This is a genomic window from Pseudoalteromonas sp. NZS100_1 (genome assembly GCF_015864285.1).
GTDB lineage: Bacteria > Pseudomonadota > Gammaproteobacteria > Enterobacterales > Alteromonadaceae > Pseudoalteromonas > Pseudoalteromonas arctica.
In genome coordinates, this window is sequence record NZ_JADYXN010000010.1 from 60,211 (window position 1) to 78,281 (window position 18,071).

Annotated in this window: 16 protein-coding genes and 1 pseudogene; 4 read left to right on the top strand and 13 right to left on the bottom strand. The window is 39.3% G+C overall.

The window, feature by feature from the left end; translation table 11 throughout:
- Window positions 1-79 precede the first annotated feature (79 nt).
- Window positions 80-1,190: pseudogene (locus tag I6F66_RS08950) on the top strand (GGDEF domain-containing protein).
- 2 nt (window positions 1,191-1,192) lie between these two features.
- Here the strand turns inward: I6F66_RS08950 and I6F66_RS08955 are convergent.
- Complete coding sequence (locus tag I6F66_RS08955; protein WP_197209127.1) at window positions 1,193-2,377, bottom strand: NAD(P)/FAD-dependent oxidoreductase; 1,185 nt, start codon at window positions 2,375-2,377, stop codon at window positions 1,193-1,195.
- Between the two features lie 328 nt (window positions 2,378-2,705).
- Here I6F66_RS08955 and I6F66_RS08960 point away from each other — a divergent pair, with 328 nt between their 5' ends.
- Window positions 2,706-4,832 carry a S8 family peptidase gene (locus tag I6F66_RS08960; RefSeq protein ID WP_165727155.1) on the top strand — a complete coding sequence of 709 codons (2,127 nt, stop codon included), beginning with the start codon at window positions 2,706-2,708 and terminating at the stop codon, window positions 4,830-4,832.
- Between the two features lie 104 nt (window positions 4,833-4,936).
- On the opposite strand, the gene I6F66_RS08965 is transcribed toward I6F66_RS08960, so the two are convergent.
- From I6F66_RS08965 to rplU, 7 genes are all read right to left on the bottom strand, one after another.
- Complete coding sequence (locus I6F66_RS08965) at window positions 4,937-5,410, bottom strand: peroxiredoxin (protein WP_007586078.1); 474 nt, start codon at window positions 5,408-5,410, stop codon at window positions 4,937-4,939.
- Window positions 5,411-5,598: 188 nt separating this feature from the next.
- Complete coding sequence (gene galU, locus I6F66_RS08970) at window positions 5,599-6,483, bottom strand: UTP--glucose-1-phosphate uridylyltransferase GalU (protein ID WP_007586080.1); 885 nt, start codon at window positions 6,481-6,483, stop codon at window positions 5,599-5,601.
- A gap of 298 nt (window positions 6,484-6,781) precedes the next feature.
- Window positions 6,782-7,159, bottom strand: coding sequence for a DUF3718 domain-containing protein (locus tag I6F66_RS08975; RefSeq protein WP_007586082.1), 378 nt, complete (start codon window positions 7,157-7,159; stop codon window positions 6,782-6,784).
- A 78-nt stretch (window positions 7,160-7,237) separates the two neighbouring features.
- The gene (gene folA / locus I6F66_RS08980; RefSeq protein ID WP_197119675.1) at window positions 7,238-7,729 is read right to left on the bottom strand and encodes a type 3 dihydrofolate reductase; all 492 of its coding nucleotides are present in this window, start codon (window positions 7,727-7,729) and stop codon (window positions 7,238-7,240) included.
- 73 nt (window positions 7,730-7,802) lie between these two features.
- Window positions 7,803-8,960 carry an Obg family GTPase CgtA gene (gene cgtA / locus I6F66_RS08985; protein ID WP_007586086.1) on the bottom strand — a complete coding sequence of 386 codons (1,158 nt, stop codon included), beginning with the start codon at window positions 8,958-8,960 and terminating at the stop codon, window positions 7,803-7,805.
- Between the two features lie 140 nt (window positions 8,961-9,100).
- Window positions 9,101-9,358 carry a 50S ribosomal protein L27 gene (rpmA, locus tag I6F66_RS08990; protein WP_002957747.1) on the bottom strand — a complete coding sequence of 86 codons (258 nt, stop codon included), beginning with the start codon at window positions 9,356-9,358 and terminating at the stop codon, window positions 9,101-9,103.
- A 16-nt stretch (window positions 9,359-9,374) separates the two neighbouring features.
- Window positions 9,375-9,686, bottom strand: coding sequence for a 50S ribosomal protein L21 (rplU, locus tag I6F66_RS08995; RefSeq protein WP_002957748.1), 312 nt, complete (start codon window positions 9,684-9,686; stop codon window positions 9,375-9,377).
- Window positions 9,687-10,108: 422 nt separating this feature from the next.
- Here rplU and ispB point away from each other — a divergent pair, with 422 nt between their 5' ends.
- Entirely contained in the window at window positions 10,109-11,080 is a 972-nt protein-coding gene (gene ispB / locus I6F66_RS09000; RefSeq protein ID WP_007586099.1) for an octaprenyl diphosphate synthase, read from the top strand.
- Window positions 11,081-11,166: 86 nt separating this feature from the next.
- On the opposite strand, the gene mdh is transcribed toward ispB, so the two are convergent.
- Window positions 11,167-12,099 (bottom strand): malate dehydrogenase, encoded by a 933-nt coding sequence (gene mdh, locus I6F66_RS09005; RefSeq protein WP_007586102.1) that lies wholly within the window; start codon window positions 12,097-12,099, stop codon window positions 11,167-11,169.
- 225 nt (window positions 12,100-12,324) lie between these two features.
- Between mdh and argR the strand changes: the two genes are divergently transcribed.
- Complete coding sequence (argR, locus tag I6F66_RS09010; RefSeq protein ID WP_002957753.1) at window positions 12,325-12,792, top strand: transcriptional regulator ArgR; 468 nt, start codon at window positions 12,325-12,327, stop codon at window positions 12,790-12,792.
- Window positions 12,793-12,799: 7 nt separating this feature from the next.
- Here the strand turns inward: argR and I6F66_RS09015 are convergent, their stop codons facing one another.
- From I6F66_RS09015 to I6F66_RS09030, 4 genes are read right to left on the bottom strand one after another with little or no spacing between them, the layout of a single operon-like run.
- Window positions 12,800-13,699 (bottom strand): Dyp-type peroxidase, encoded by a 900-nt coding sequence (locus I6F66_RS09015; protein WP_197119676.1) that lies wholly within the window; start codon window positions 13,697-13,699, stop codon window positions 12,800-12,802.
- 48 nt (window positions 13,700-13,747) lie between these two features.
- Window positions 13,748-14,797, bottom strand: coding sequence for an ABC transporter ATP-binding protein (locus I6F66_RS09020; RefSeq protein ID WP_197160339.1), 1,050 nt, complete (start codon window positions 14,795-14,797; stop codon window positions 13,748-13,750).
- Window positions 14,798-16,429, bottom strand: coding sequence for an iron ABC transporter permease (locus I6F66_RS09025; protein WP_165727150.1), 1,632 nt, complete (start codon window positions 16,427-16,429; stop codon window positions 14,798-14,800).
- Window positions 16,429-17,433 carry a Fe(3+) ABC transporter substrate-binding protein gene (locus I6F66_RS09030; protein WP_165725142.1) on the bottom strand — a complete coding sequence of 335 codons (1,005 nt, stop codon included), beginning with the start codon at window positions 17,431-17,433 and terminating at the stop codon, window positions 16,429-16,431. The genes I6F66_RS09025 and I6F66_RS09030 overlap by 1 nt, the downstream gene beginning before the upstream one ends.
- Window positions 17,434-18,071: the final 638 nt, after the last annotated feature.

The window sequence follows — 18,071 nt, forward strand, 5'->3', positions numbered from 1 at the left end:
TTAATCAAAGTAAAAAACTATAATAAAAGCCTAATATAAGTAATAATCACTAAATTCAGAGGTTAAAGAGTCGTTCATTATGCTAGGTTTTTGGTACAAAGAGTTTCCACAATACCCAAAAGACCATAAGGATTTTTGGCGTACTCGCTTAATAGCCCACTCTTTACTAATAACTACATGTTACTTTTTAGTTTTTAGTTTTAACACTCCTCAATCTTTTTTATTTTAAAAGCTATGACATTGCTTTAATTGATGCCTTAGGACTTACTATATCGTTAGGTATTTATACTTGGTTTAATAAAACAGCCAACGTAAATGCAGCAGCGTGGGCTGTTACCCTTATGGTCGTTAGCTTAATTATGATGTTTGTGGTTTCTGTAGGTGGGCATGCGCATTCTTTATTTTGGGCGACGTTAATCCCGCCTTTTAGCTTTTTTTTAGTTGGAAGAAACTGGGGAAGTCTATTTAGTGCAGTCGCCTTTACTATTTGTGCGTATCTTGTGTATTTACAACAACAGCAAACCGTAACAATTGGCTTAGGCTCTTTATTTAATCTTATAGAGGTAAGTCTTGCTCATATTTTAATTTTTAGATTTTACGAAAAAACACGGTTTTCGGCATACACTCGATTATCTATCCGTAACTTAGAAATTCAACACTTAGCAGAAACCGATAAGTTAACGGGGCTTTATAACAGGCAAAAATTTGATTTTGAATTATCACAGTTAATTGCTAAAAATGACGTTTTTAAAACCCCGCATTGCTTACTTATTTGCGATATAGACCACTTCAAAAATATAAACGATACCTACGGGCATTTAGTTGGCGATAACGTACTCACTGAATTTTCTAAAATATTAAAAATGCGTATGGGAAATGATGCACTTATTGCGCGATGGGGCGGAGAAGAATTCACGATTATTTTATCGAACACCTCTTTAAATGATAGCGCTAAAAAAGCTGATGACCTGAGAAAATATATTGCCGAAAACAGCATTACAAATATAGCATTTACTATAAGTATTGGGTTAGCAACGATACAAAAAGACGATACAGTGCTAAAACTATTGGAGAGGGCTGATACTGCGCTATATAAGGCTAAAAATAATGGACGCAATAAAGTATGTGTTAGCGATAACGATTCAACCGTTATCGCTCAATCAACTTACTTAAATGGGTCTATAGCCTAAACTTAAGCGTACTGCCCACAAGCAAATCCACAGCTCCAAGCATACTGGAAATTGTAGCCCCCTAACCAACCCGTTACGTCAGTTACTTCGCCTATAAAGTATAGGCCTTTAGCTTTTTTAGCTTCAAAGGTTTTTGAGCTCAACTCGTCGGTATCTACACCGCCCAAAGTTACCTCAGCAGTACGATAGCCCTCGGTCCCATTAGGCTTTATTTGCCACGCATGAATATAATTTACTAACTCATCTATTTGAGCATGTGTAAGCTGATTAATATTACAATCTGGTATCGCTTTGCTTTCGTGCAGTATTTCTATAAAGCGTTTAGGTAAAATAGTCGCAAGGCTGTTTTTTAACGACTTTTGGGCTTGTGTTTCACGCCAATCAGCAAGTTGCTGCTTTAAATTAATTTCAGGTAATAGGTTTATAGTTACAGCCTGCCCTGCTCGCCAAAATGAGCTTATTTGCAATATTGCAGGGCCCGATAACCCTCGGTGAGTAAAGAGGATATTTTCTTTAAATACGGAGCCATCTTCGCTTGAAACTTCACATGGGATACTAATTCCCGAAAGTCCTTCAAAACGGTCTTTATCGTGCTGGTGCAAAGTAAATGGTACAAGTGCTGCCATGGTTGGTAATACATTTAACCCAAACTGCTCTGCAATTTTATAACCTATTGGTGTAGCCCCTAGTTTTGGCATGGTTAAGCCACCTGATGCTATAACTAACGACTCACAGCTTAAGGTTTCTTGCTCTGTGGTAACGCTATAGCCGGTTTCGGTTTTTGATACGCTGATCACTTCACTGCGTAGCTTTATATTTACTCCGGCCCACTCACATTCGGTTAGTAAAATATCAACAATGTCTTGTGCATTGTTATCGCAAAAAAGCTGGCCTAGTGTTTTATGGTGATACGCCAAGCCATGTCTGTCCACCAGCTCAATAAAGTCATGCTGTGTATAACGACTTAAGCATGATTTAACAAAATGAGAGTTTGTGCATAGGTAGTTATCCGGGGTTGCATTTTCATTTGTAAAATTGCAACGCCCACCACCACTTATTAAAATTTTACGACCTGGTTTTTTCCCCATATCAAGTACTGTAACGCTTCGGCCACGGTATCCAGCTTGCGCTGCACACATTAATCCTGCTGCTCCCGCACCTATTACAATTACATCTACTTGGGTCATTTATTTATCTCATTAAAAAATTTGCTCGATTATAGCAAAGTTTAATAGCTAACAACGCAGCATTTGAATTATTAGTAATAACACAACAAAAACGCATCAGTAATAAGTAGGGAATAATTACCCCCACAATAAAACAACCCTTTATGCTTATTTTTAATTTATATGACAAATACTAAACAACGAGTAAACCGCTAAAAACCTGGGTTATAACTAAATGAAAGAGGTACATAATAAATTGATATTTTAACCTAGTTAACAGATCGTTTACTTTTGTTCCCGCATCGTGATCTTATATCACGAAATAATAAATAAAAATCTAGGGATAATTATGACAACTAGTAAAACTTTTAAAAGATGCGCAATTGCAATTACAGTTAGTACGCTTTTTGCAGCAACATCTGGCATGGCTCAATCAGTTTCAAGTTCAATGGCTGAAACATCGGCTAAACTACAAAGCCAAGGCAGTTTCGAAACTCAGTTCATTATTAAATATAAAAATAATAACGAAATGGCGAGCTTTTCAACTGCTGACGCAAACCCGTCTAGCATGAAAAAGCGCGCACAGAGCTTTGTTAAAAACTTCGCTTCTAAAAAAGGCAAAGTAAAAGCAAAATATATTCGTGCAATGGCACTTAATAACCACCACGTAATGCGTGCTGATAAAAAATTAAGTGCGGCAGAGGCCCAAGAGTTTATGCAAGAAATGGTTGATTCAGGCAATGTTGAATACATTGAAGTGGATCAAATGTTAAAGCCGTTTTCAACTCCTAACGATCCACGCTTTGATGACCAATGGCACTACTACGAGCAAGCCGGTGGTTTAAACTTACCTACTGCATGGGATACCGCAACGGGTAGCGGTGTAGTTGTAGCTGTACTAGATACGGGCTACCGCCCACATGCCGATTTAAATGCTAACATTTTACCGGGTTACGATATGATCTCTAACCTATCGGTAGCTAACGATGGCGGTGGTCGCGATAGCGATGCACGTGATCCTGGTGATGCAGTTGCTGCGAATGAATGTGGCACTAACGGTGCACAAAACTCTAGCTGGCACGGCACGCACGTAGCCGGCACAGTTGCTGCGGTAACCAATAACGGTGAAGGTGTTGCAGGCGTAGCTTATAACGCAAAAGTAGTGCCTGTTCGTGTACTTGGTAAGTGTGGTGGTTTAACCTCTGATATTGCAGATGGTATTATTTGGGCATCTGGCGGAAGTGTTTCAGGCATTCCTGCTAACTCAAACCCTGCAGATGTAATAAATATGAGTTTAGGTGGCAGCGGTTCATGTAGCTCTACAACTCAAAATGCAATTAACACCGCGCGTAGTAACGGCACTGTGGTAGTTATTGCTGCAGGTAACGATAACGATAACTCCGCAAACTACAACCCAGGTAACTGTAATGGTGTAGTAAACGTAGCATCAGTAGGTCGTAATGGCGGTCGAGCTTATTACTCAAACTACGGTAGCAATATTGATGTTGCAGCACCGGGTGGCGCGCAAAGTTTTGCAAACGACTCCGAGGGTGTTCTATCAACTTATAACTCAGGTTCGTCTACACCTTCAAGCGACAGCTACGGTTATTCGCAAGGTACATCAATGGCTGCGCCTCACGTAGCAGGTGTTGCGGCACTTATTAAGCAAGCAAAACCAGATGCAACGCCTGACGAAATAGAAAGTATTTTAAAATCAACAACCCGTTCGTTCCCTGCTACATGTACTAGCTGTGGTACGGGTATTGTTGATGCAGCCGCAGCTGTTGCAGCTGCAAGTGGCGGCACTACTCCGCCTACAGGCGGTGATAGCGAGCTTATTAATGGTGAAGCTAAAACAGGTTTAAGTGGGGCTGCAAATGCACAAGCGTTTTACACTATGACCGTACCAAGCGGTGCAACTAACGTAACATTCACTATGAGTGGTGGTACTGGTGATGCTGATTTATACGTACGTGCGGGCAGTAAACCTACAACTACTACCTATGACTGTCGCCCTTATAAAGGCGGTAATAGCGAAGAGTGTTCTATTGATAACCCTACTGCGGGAACTTACCACGTAATGCTTAACGGCTACTCTGCGTATTCAGCTGTGAGCTTGGTAGGTAATATTACTGGTGGTTCATCGTCTGGTGGCGGTACAGGCACTCCACAAGCAGGCGGCGGCACTATAAGCGATGTGACAGCCAATACTGGTCAGTGGAAACATTACACGTTAGATGTACCTGCAGGAATGAGTACGTTTACAGTAACAACGTCGGGTGGAAGTGGCGATGCAGACTTATTTGTAAAATATGGCAGCCAACCAACAACCACTACGTACGATTGTCGCCCTTATAAAAATGGCAACGCAGAAACATGTACATTTACCAATCCACAAGCAGGTACTTGGCACTTGAGCGTTAACGCTTATAGCACTTTCTCTGGTTTAACACTTAGCGGACAATACCAACCGTAATTTAAAATTTGAGCCGTAAATAAAAAACCGATGTTGTTTCCAACATCGGTTTTTAAATAGTAAGTAGCTGATTAATTAAAGCTAAAACCTACATTTTATTACTGTTATAGCTTCTCTAGTACTGATTCTGCACGGCTTACAACAAACTCTTTGTCTTGCTCTACAAATAAACCAGTTACTACTGCATTTTCAACAATCATAGCGTAACGCGTTGAACGTAAACCACCAAAACTAGCGGTATCTTTATCAAGCCCTAACGATTTAGTGAAACTTCCATCGCCATCAGCAAGCATTGTAATTTCTTGCGCGTTTTGCGAGTCGCCCCATGCTTTCATAACAAATGCGTCATTAACAGATACACAGTAAATAGCATCAACACCTTTTGCTTTAATTTTATCAGCAAGAGTAATAAATTCAGGTAGATGTGCATTTGAACACGTTGGTGTAAATGCACCTGGCACTGCAAATAACACGACTTTTTTACCTTCAAACAACTCTTTGTTTGTAAGAGATTGCATACCGTCGTCAGTTAATTGCGTTAACGTAACCGATGGTAATTCTTGGCCTTGCTCAATCATGGTGGTTCCTTTAAAAGATCAATACAGAATAAGTAACAATCATACTACGTAACCTATTACAGTGTAGGTAAAGTGTAACTAACTTAGTAACCCAGAGTAGTCTAGCAAAGGTTTATAGACCGCGTTCACTACATTTTATGAAAACTATTTTAGCTTCTATAGTTTTCATAAAATTTATTGCTCTGTAGTTAAGGTAAATTCAAATCGTTTATAAAGCGAGAAAAGTCATTACCTAACTTTTTATCCCGCATGCTGTACTCGACAATTGCTTTTAAATAGCCTAACTTATCTCCGCAATCGTGAGAGCGACCACTCATATGGAATGCTTCAACAGTTTCTTGTGCCATTAATGCGTCAATAGAATCTGTAAGTTGTATTTCACCGCCAGCACCTACAGACGTTTTTGCAAGTAGAGGCCAAATATTCTTACTCAGTACATATCGCCCTACAACAGCAAGATTTGAAGGTGCTAAATCTGCATCAGGTTTTTCAACCATTGCTTTAATTGCAGCACTTTTACCTGGCATTAACTCAACACCGTTTATATCAGCAATACCATATTTACTAACGTCTTCTTTAGCTACTGGCTCAAGCATTATTTGACTTGCTTGAGTTTCTTTAAAGCGTTTAATCATGGCCGCTAAGTTTTCAGTTTTTTGGTCCGCTGTATAAGCATCAAGTATCACATCTGGCAGGAGCACTACAAAGTTATCGTCACCAACTATTGGCTTAGCACACAAAATAGCATGCCCTAGCCCTTTAGCTTCACCTTGGCGTACACTCATAATGGTGACATCAGGCGGACAAATAGAGCGAATCTCATCTAATAAAGCACGTTTAACACGTTTTTCAAGAGTAGCTTCTAGCTCGTAACTTGTATCAAAATGGTTTTCGATTGCATTTTTAGAGCTGTGTGTAACTAATACAATATCTTTAATACCGGCAGATACACATTCGCTGACAATATATTGAATTAGAGGTTTATCAACTATAGGGAGCATTTCTTTTGGAATAGCTTTTGTCATAGGGAGCATTCTCGTCCCTAAGCCTGCTACTGGAATTACAGCTTTCATATCTATCCTTAGTGATTAAGTTTGTAAATAAACTAGCAGATACAAAATAGATACCAGCTGAATAAAGTTACCTCTTTTGAAGGAGTAAATTTGAAGCTGCTTTTAAAGTGAAGACTCTACACTTTGGGAATATAAAATAGATAGGTAAATAGTGAACTTATTAATGATTTTGTTGGGGGGGGGGGTGAGATTACATTAGCTAAATAAAAAAGCCTGAGATTGTTATTAATAACAACTTCAGACTAATCAATATTTAACAATACCTTACTGAAGGTAGAGTTATAAAACCTTTTTATAATTAAAGACCAGCGCGATCTTTAATCACTGCAATAAGTGGTGAGCTAGCAAAGTTGCCTTCAGCCCAAGCAATATCAGCACCATCTGTTAACGCACTTTTTGATAAGTTTTTAACTATATACTCACCAGTATCCACTGCATTACTAGCAACAGCATGGCGTAATAAGTTATTACCATTACATTGTACTGCATCATAAATATTACGAATTTTTACACGAGAGCTTTTAAGCTTGCTGCGTAATCGGTTTTTATCGTCTGCCGCAATATATTCACAAATAGATACTGCTAATTGATCTTCAGCATTTGCAGGTGCTGTATACGAAAAAGAACTTACAGCGACAACAGCAGTAAGTGCAACTAGCTTTGGTAATTTAAACATGACAAACCCTTTATAATACTTTGTTCTTATATAGACTATCAAATATTATATCAATCTATCAAAAATTACGCAATAATGTTAATGTTCTTTATACAAAGTTACGAATTTATAACTAGATTTGTTTTTTTCATCAGGGAGGTTTTCTTGCTCTTCTTTCACGCCCCAATTAGCAACTTTATTGTAATCAGGAAACTGTGTATCGCCTTTAATATCTAAATCAATAAAGGTTAAATACAAGCGTTCTGCTTTTGGTAAAAATTGCTCATAAATATTACCGCCACCAATAATCATTACTTCTTCAACAGCACAAACCAGTTCTAGTGCGGCCTCTGGTGTGGTTACCACTTCAATACCCTGTGCAGTATATTCGCTGTTTCGAGTAATAATAATATTACGACGCCCAGGTAAAGGACGGCCTATTGACTCAAAAGTTTTACGACCCATGATCACAGGTTTACCCGTAGTTATTTTTTTAAAATGCTGAAGATCCGCAGGTAAATGCCATGGCATTTTATTATCTAGGCCAATTACACGGTTATTTGCCATTGCTGCAATCATTGAAATTATCATAATAAACACCTAGTACTTTATTCTTAAACAAAGAAAAAGGAGCATAAGCTCCTTTTTAATAAATTCTATTTAATTAACGCTCGTAGACAACTTCTACGTCGTAATCATCTTCATCCCAGTCGTCCCAATCATCATCATTGCCTTTACCTTTAGTGGCTTTTTCATGATAGGTATCCCACTTGAATTCAACTTCTTCATCTTCAACTTGTACAAACTTCTCTTTAGGCATGCTATCAAGTAGTGTCATTATGTTGTGGATTAAAGGTTGAGTATTAAGTTTATTAATTGCTGAAATGTGATAAATATTTTCAGTTTCGCCCAGCTCTTCTGCAATCGCTTCGCATAGCGCTTTTGCTTCATCTTCTGGTAATAAATCTATTTTATTAAACACTAACCAGCGTGGTTTTTCAGCTAATTTAGGACTGTATTGGTGTAGCTCGTTAATAATCGAGAATGCATTATCAACAGGGTTTGAACCATCTACCGGCATTACATCAATAATGTGCAATAACACACGACAACGCTCTAAATGCTTCAAGAAGCGAATACCTAGGCCTGCACCATCAGATGCACCTTCAATTAGACCCGGAATATCGGCTATAACAAATGATTTATTTGCTTCAGGACGTACCACACCTAAATTAGGAATAAGCGTCGTGAATGGGTAATCAGCTACTTTTGGTCTTGCTGCAGATACACTGCGGATAAACGTAGATTTACCTGCATTTGGTAATCCTAGCAAGCCCACATCAGCTAATAATAGTAACTCTAACTTTAAGTTACGTACTTCACCGGGTGTGCCCAATGTTTTTTGACGAGGTGCTCGGTTAGTACTTGATTTAAAACGTGCATTCCCCAAGCCGTGGAAACCACCTTTTGCAACCAAAATTCGTTGACCATCTTGAGTTAAGTCGCCAAGTCCCTCTTGGGTATCAACATCCATGATGCGCGTGCCTACAGGCACCATAACAAATAAGTCATCGGCTTTTCGGCCTGTACAGTTACGGCTACGACCGTTAGTACCACGTTCAGCTCTATGAAAGCGCTCAAACTGATAATCAATTAGGGTATTTAAGTTTTCATCAGCTTGTAGATAAACACTACCACCGTCTCCACCGTCACCGCCGTCTGGTCCACCATCTGGAACATATTTTTCACGACGGAAAGACACGATGCCGCTGCCACCGTCTCCAGCTTCTGCGCGAATTTCTACTTCATCTACAAACTTCATGATTACTCACTTTAGGGATTGGCTTGTTTAATAACTCTATTATATACCCAAGCCAACACAAATGCAGGCTTGGGTATATATTTTGACTGACTACAAAACAAAAAACCCCGCAAAGGCGGGGTTTTTAACTACCTTACTGATTACTCAGTTACGATAGTTACGTATTTACGGTTTAAAGGACCTTTTTGTTCAAACTGAACTTTACCATCTGCTTTTGCGAAGATAGTGTGGTCTTTACCGATACCTACGTTAGTACCAGGGTGGAAACGAGTTCCACGCTGACGAACAATGATGCTACCCGCTAGAACTGATTCGCCACCAAAACGCTTAACACCTAGGCGTTTGCTTTCTGAATCGCGACCGTTACGAGTACTACCAGCTGCTTTTTTATGTGCCATTTCTAAGTACCTCTAATTAAGCGCTAATGCTAGTGATTTTAACTTCAGTGAACCATTGACGATGGCCCATTTGCTTACGAGAATGCTTACGGCGTCTAAATTTAACAACCTTAATCTTCTCACCGCGACCATGTGAAACAACCTCAGCTGTTATCTTGCCACCGTTTACGAACGGTACACCGATCTCGATTTTCTCACCATCAGCAACTAAAAGTACTGAATCAAATTCTACTGCCGCACCAGTTTCAACGTCTAATTTTTCAAGACGAATCGTTTGACCTTCAGTCACACGATGCTGTTTACCACCACTTTGGAAAACCGCGTACATAATTAACTCCGTCTGTGCACCCTCAAATCGGCGCAACTAAAATATTCTTCGATAGGGCGCGAAGTTTACGCTAACGCGAAATAACTAGCAAGCCTATTTTGTAATTAAAATGAATAAAAAGTAGCTGCTTTGAGAGCAATTCAATATTTACCCCATTTTATATTAATTAGCCCTTTTGCCAAGCGCTTTTTAACTCTTAGTCGAAATAAATTAATGTACTCAAATATGACCCTCACAGCTTAATATCTAAGCACACCATAAACTGTATATTGATTATCAATTAATCAGTTATCTTGGCTAATTCAGTCTAAATTAAGTACTTTAATAGTGTTTTTTCAATCAATCGTCACAAAATATCGAGCTAGTGCATTTTTTGTTGTACAATCTGCGCCGTTCACACATAAAAATTGGCTCGGAGATCAATGGATATAAAAGCTATCCAGGCGTTAATCGAAAGCGATATGAATGACGTCAATCAACTTATACATGCGCAAATGCGCTCAGATGTGGCGTTAGTTAATCAGCTTGGTTTATATATAGTTAGCAGTGGCGGCAAACGCGTTCGTCCAATGCTGGCGATTTTAGCAGCCAAAGCGCTCGGTTATCAGGGTAAAGATCACATAACACTTGCAACAATTGTTGAGTTTATTCATACAGCAACGCTATTGCATGACGATGTTGTAGATGAATCAAACTTACGACGTGGCACACCTACAGCAAATGCTGAATTTGGTAATGCTGCTAGCGTATTGGTTGGTGACTTTATTTACACTCGTTCATTTCAGCTTATGGTTGGCCTTGGAAAAATGCAGGTTATGCAAGTACTTGCCGATGCAACAAACATTATTGCTGAAGGTGAAGTATTGCAGTTAATGAACTGCAACGACCCAGATACAACCGAAGCCAGTTATATGCAGGTTATTTACTCTAAAACAGCTAAGTTGTTTGAAGCAGCGACAGGCCTTGCTGCCATTATTACTGAGCAAGACCAAACTACTCTCGATGCACTAAACCTATATGGTATGCATTTAGGTACTGCGTTTCAGCTAGTAGACGATGTACTCGATTACAATGCAGATGCTGAGCAGTTGGGTAAAAACATTGGTGATGATTTAGCTGAAGGCAAACCAACGCTTCCACTTATTTATGCTATGCAACATGGTAGCGAGCAGCAAACGCAGCTTATTCGTGATGCAATAGAGCACAGTAATGGTATGGAGCATTTAGAAGACATTCTATCGGCACTAAAGCAAACTAATGCGCTTGAATTTACAATGCAAAAAGCAGAGCTTGAAGCTGACAAAGCTATTGCGTGTTTAGACTTTTTAGCTGAGTCTGACTATAAGCAAGCACTCATAAGCCTTGCTCGTATTGCGGTTGACCGCGACCACTAGTTTTAACTAGTTACACAGTGTGAAATTAATTCTGAGCAATAAAAAAGCCTGCAAATGCAGGCTTTTTTGTTATTCTACTTTGGCTATTACGCCATGAAATCAACACCTTCTTTGATGTCTTTTTTCAGTGTTTCAAGCATGTCATTTTTTGCTTTTGTTTCAAATGCGCTTAGTTCGCCGTAAGAAAGAATTTCTTCTACGCCGTTTTTACCTAAACGTACTGGATGTGCAAAGTACTCTGCATCGCCATTTTCAACAGCAACGTAAGCGTAATCTACAACTTCTTCACCCTGTAGGCCTTTAACTAAAGACATACAAAAACGAGCTGCAGCAGCCCCCATAGATAGCGTAGCTGAACCACCGCCTGCTTTAGCATTTACAACTTCAGTACCCGCATTTTGGATACGTGGAGTAAGTGCAGCAACTTCTTCATCAGTGAAAGAAACACCTTCAACTTGAGAAAGTAGAGGAAGAATAGTTGTGCCTGAGTGACCACCAATTACTGGTACTTTCACAGTTGCTACGTCTACGCCTTTAAGTTCAGCAACAAATGCTTCTGAACGAATAACGTCAAGCGTAGTAATACCGAATACGCGTTTAGCGTCGTAAGTACCTGCTTTTTTGAATACTTCAGCAACGATTGGAACTGTGCCATTTACTGGGTTAGTAATAATACCTACTAACGCTTTAGGACAGCTAGCAACAATGCCTTCTGCTAAAGTTTTGATGATACCAGCATTTACATTAAATAAATCAGCACGATCCATACCTGGTTTACGTGGCATACCCGCTGGGATAAGAACGATGTCAGAGCCTTCAAGCGCTTTGTTTAATTCGTCTGCGCCAAAGCCTGCTACTTTAACATCTGTTGGGATGTGAGAAAGGTCAACCGCAACACCTGGTACTACTGGTGCAACATCATAAAGTGATAATTCAGAGCCAGCTGGTAAGCCTGTTTTTAATAATAAAGACAACGCTTGGCCGATACCGCCTGCAGCACCTAATACAGCAACTTTCATTGGAATTCTCCGTAATTTGAGGTAGGAAACATTTGTGGCTCTTAAGATAATGAAATTAGCGACTAAAAACAAATTTATCCTGTCTATTTCAAGTATATTTTCGACCATAGTCGTAAACTTTTGTGATTTAACGCATCAAACTGGCAAGTTAACTAAACAACTGCTGCATAATTATTCATTTTTGTGTAGAATTTGCGGCATAAATAACAAAAACGAATAAAGACTATGCAACCACAAGATAAACAAGAAGCACTGGTAAAAGCATTTAAATCACTATTAAAAGAAGAAAATTTTGGCTCTCAAGGCGAAATAGTTGATGCATTAAAAGATCAAGGCTTTGACAATATAAGCCAAAGTAAAGTATCGCGCATGCTAAGTAAATTTGGTGCTGTACGCACACGTAACGCCAAACAAGAAATGGTTTACTGCTTACCAGCTGAAATGGGTGTACCTACGGCTAAAAGCCCATTACGCCAATTAGTAATCGACATTATGCACAACGAAATGATGATCATTATTCGTACCAGTCCAGGTGCTGCTCAGCTTATTGCGCGTTTATTAGATTCATTAGGTAAAGCAGATGGCGTACTAGGAACAATTGCAGGCGACGATACTATTTTTATCGCTCCTGCTAAAATATCTGAAATAGATGTAACACTTGAACGTGTTCGCATTTTATTTGATACGGTTTAATAGCAAACTAAATTTGTTTTAAAAACCCGACTGAAGGCGCAAAGAAAGCAGAACCCATATCGGCTTGAGTAAAATCAAGCCAGTGGTCGTAACAATCCCCTTCCCCTAAACGACTATTAAGTACTTTTTCAAATGCGGTGCCCGTACAAGCGCATGAAATTGATAACATTCCCTGCTCATACACATCGCCATAAGGCATGCTCTGATTTAATAATAGCGGTTGTCCGTCTTCGTCTTTTAGCTCACTACGTGAAGCATGGCTGGTTTCAATCGCAGGGGTAATTAGCGTGTTATCAAGGCGCGTACGTCCCATTATTTGTTCTTGCTCGCTCAATGATAAGTGCTGCCACATAGTTAAATCATGCTTATAACGCTGTACATGAATATAACTCCCCTGATCTTCAAAATTGCCAGGGTTACTAATTAAAGCCGTAGCGCGCTTTTTTCTTCCATGTGCGGTGTCGCCACCATAAATAAAACCATTAAAATCACGACCATCTAAAAAGCGAAAATTACGAATTTGCTCCACCAGCTCAACATCGGGGGCAAATAGTTTTAAAATTTGCAGCGCAAATAAATGGTTAACGTCTTCACGGTCAGAGCGAATTTGCACAAATAAATCGCACGGTTGTACGCTCATTTGATGATCGCTATGGTTTATATTAGGAAAGCTCTGTAATTCGCTTGGGATGTATTCAGGGAGGATATGCGGCCAATATTGCGCACCAATAGCAACCATGCAAGAGAGCATTGATTCTGAAAATTGATCGCTAAATTCTTCTTCAATAGCGCTTACTTGTTTTAACTTTGCGCGAAGTGATTCATCTTGACCATCAAACACATTAAAAAATAAGTGCAAACCGTGTAAGTTTGCTTCAGCACAAATCCCTGATTGCGCTTGCGCCATTGTTATTCCTTAGTTTTACAGATAAAAACACAGCGAATAACAAATTAATTACGATTCGAAAAAATTCACCGTGTGAGGTTTTATTTTTATTATAACCTGTTCATTATTTTCAAATGACTGGCCATATTGTGCAGCAACTTCAATTTCTTGTTTATCAATAACAAGTGAATAAACATACGCCGAACCAATAAAGCGACGACTTATGATTGTAGCTCGCTTGCTGAATTTGTCACTTTGGTTATCTGCCACTAATTCTATTTGATGGGGACGTACATATATAAGCCCTACGCTTACGTCATGCTTACTCTCAACATAAGATTCGACTAAACCAAATGGTGTTTTGTATTCAGTTGCTGTTAATACTTCTGCGCTCAAGTATATGCCTTGACCCAGAAACTCTGCAACCTCCTTTGAACATGGATCTGCAAAAAGCTGCTCAGGCGTGCCTTGTTGCTCAATTTTACCGCGATGCATAATGGCAAGTGTATCTGAAAAGGCAAACGCCTCTTCTTTTGAGTGTGTAACAAACACAGCAGATACTTGAGTTGCTTTAATAATTCGACGTATATCGGCAATTAATTCAAAGCGTACTTGTGTATCAATATTTGAAAAAGGTTCATCTAGTAGCAATAGACTAGGCTTATAAGCTAATGCGCGAGCAATAGCTACACGTTGTTGTTGACCACCCGATAACTGATGCGGAAACCTGTCGGCACAGCCAATTAAATGTACCAGCTTAAGCATTTCATCTACGCGTTGCTGCTTTTGAGCTTTACTCATTTTACTAAGCCCAAATGCGATATTATTTGCCACCGTCAAATGCGGAAACAACGCATAGTCTTGAAACATCATGCCGATGTTTCGGTGCTCAGGCGAGACAAACGATTGCTCATCACTCACTAATTTACCGTCTATAAAAATAGACCCTTGCTTAGCTTCAATTAAACCTGCAATCGCTTTTAACGTGGTCGTTTTACCGCAGCCGCTTGCACCAAGTAAGCATACTATTTCATCTTTACCCACTGTTAAATCTAAATCGTGAATAACCTGTGTACCGTTATAGTGATAGCTCACGCCTTGTAAAATTAAACTACTCATTTAACTACGCTGCTCCATAGAACGATTAATAAAATACAAAGGAATAAACCCAACAATAACAATAAATAATGCCGATATAGAAGCAAGCTCTAACTGCTCGTCACTCACATACTGAAATACATGAGTAGCTAAGCTTTCAAAATTAAACGGCCTGAGCAATAGCGCAGCCGGCAGTTCTTTCATGCACTCAATAAATACCAATAAAGCAGCAGTAAGCAATCCTCTTCGCAGTAAAGGTAGGTGCACTAAACGCAGTGTTTGTCCTTGGCTTTTACCCATTGATTGGCTTGCCATATCAAGTGATGGGCTAATACGTAAAAAACTCGACTCAATTGCTCCGTGTGCAATGGCGTAAAACCTAACAATATAAGCAATAATAATAGTAAGAATGCTACCTGTAAGCAGTAAGCCAATATCTAAATTATACGGCTCGAGCGCTGTGTTAATGGTGTTCTCTAATAATGTAAGTGGTAACAAAACCGCAATAGCGAGTACTGTGCCAGGCAACGCATATCCTGTGCTTGCTAAACGCCCAGGAATAAGCGGATACGTTTGCTTTGCCACACGCTGATAAAAAACGACAAAAATACTCAACGTAATCGTTATTAGGCTCACAACCCCAGCCACTTTTAAACTTTGCCAAGCGTAACTAAAAAACTCTACATTCCATGCTTTATCAAAGTAGGTAATGGCGTAATTTATAAGTACTGCAATAGGGATTACAAACGCGATAAATAAAATAAAGCTGCAAAATGCCGTTGCGAGCCAAGCTGACTTTCCTTTTAATACATAGAGAGATTCACTATTTACACTTGATTGGCGCTCAAATACCGCTTGGTTACGACGACTAAAGCGCTCTGCCATTAATGCTAAAAATAACAGTAATAACATCACACCCGATATTTTAGCTGCCGCTGTAAGTGAGTAATAACCAAACCACGTATCGTATACGGCAGTCGTTAATGTACTTACGGCAAAATAACTCACTGTTGCAAAGTCAGCCATGGTTTCCATACTTATAAGCGCAAGAGCCGCCACAATAGCCCCACGAGAGAGTACTAAGCTTACTTTAAAGAAACTTTGCCAAGGAGATAATCCCATTAACTGGCTAGCTTGTACTAATTTGAATGACTGCTCGCGAAGAGCCGTTTTAAAAATCAAAAATAAATACGGATAAAGCACCAAGGCAATCATAACGATGGCCCCGGGTAATGTACGTATATCAAAAAACCAATAGTCATTAGGCGATTGCCAGCCAAACCATTCTCTCAGCGCTATTTGCACCGGGCCCGCATAATCTAATAAATCAGTGTATACATAGGCAATAATATAGGTGGGCATAGCAAGGGGCAGCATAAGTGCCCATTCAAACTGTTTTTTACCCGGGAAACTACAGTAAGCCGTTAGCCACCCAAGTGGCAAAGCTATGGCGCAGCTAAGGACGCAAACACCTAAAACAAGCAATACGGTATTGGTTATGTAATCCCAAAGCACGGTATCCCACAGGTGGGAAAACACCTCAGAGCTACCTTGTAGAGATTCAAAAAGAAGAAAAAACAACGGGGCCGATAGAATTAAGCCAGTCGACCACGCAAAGAGCTGCCATTTAGACAGCTTAAATTTATTAGTCATTAAAGATCGAACTTCACCTCATCAATTAGCTTAAGCGCTAACGGACGATATTTACTAATCTCATCAAGTGGCAAGCTGTCTTCTTTAAAACTCCCCCAAGAGGCAACCAAACTTGATAGTTCAACACCCGACTTAACTGGATACTCCATATTTAATGAGGCATACATGTTTTGTGCTTTGCTGTCGGTCATATATTCTATGAGCTTTAATGCATTTTCAGGGTTTTTAGCATATTTGGTAATAACCGCACCCGAAACATTTATGTGTGAGCCACGATTAGTTTGATTTGGAAAGTTAATATTTACGGCCTCTGCCCAACCTTTTTGCTCTTTATCTTCTAGCATTTTACCAAGATAGTAACTATTACCTAATGCCAAGTTACATAAACCTTCTTTAACTGCTTTAACTTGAGCACGATCGTTACCTTGAGGTTTACGTGCTAAATTAGCCTTAACACCTTCAAGCCACTCTTTGGTTTGCGCTTCACCATGGTGTGCAATCATAGAAGCCACTAAACCTAAGTTATATGGATGTTTGCCTGATCGCGTACAAATTTGTCCTTTGTATTTAGGATCTGCTAAATCTTCATAAGTGAGCTTAGGTAACTCACCAACTCGCTCTTTTGATGAATACACATTACGCACTCGCTTAGTGAGCGCGACCCATTGGCCATCACCGTCACGAAAAGCTGCAGGCACGTTATTATTTACACTGTCACTTTTTATAGTTTGTGTTAATTTTAAATCTTCTAATTGAATAAGCGCACTAAAATTAGAGGTTAATACTAAATCGGCTTTACTGTGCTTACCTTCACGTTTAACACGCTCAATTAACCCTTTTTTAGCAAAAACAACATTGGTTTTTATTCCCGTTTGTTTTGTAAAATCTTCTAAAATTGGCTGAATCAAAAACGGCTGACGAAAAGAATAGATATTAACAACGTCACTTGCAAAGGCTGGTGCCGATGCTGCTAATCCTAAAACAAGTGTAAATACTGTCTTCATTATTTCACCTAAATAATTGTTATTATCATTGAATTCTACCGCGCTCATTCAAAAAGTGCACACTTTAAATAAATGTAAATATGTAAATAACGCCCAAAAAGGAAATGCAGTGTAAGAGATGTCTCACGGATGTGACAGCTAATGAGTAAAAATCAAGATAAAAAACACACAAAAACAACCTAACAATCTGTATTAATTGAACTTTTACATTATTACTATTGCATAAATACTAATTGAATGTAGTTTTATCCCTATTTTAGTTGCTCTATTGCACTATAATTTACGCATCAACCAAGCAATGACGCTTATTGAGTAAAAGGAAATGGACTGCTTACTCAACCAACCAATGATTAGGTTACCAGGACAACACGGATTTTAGGACAGGCTCAGGATGAGTATCACAACGCGATGTTGTAAAAAGGACAGCGTCAGGAAGATGCGAAAAGGATAACAACACGGCTAAGTTGTTTAACAGGATGTTTAAGGAATAAATGGACAGGCCTTTAAGGCAACACAATGGATTGGTTAAAATAGGGATACACTAGGAAGTGTAATTAAGGATTTGGTAATAGTATTTACCCTACAGGATATTTAGGAATTTAAGGATACAGGCCCGGATGGTCTACATTACATAGAAC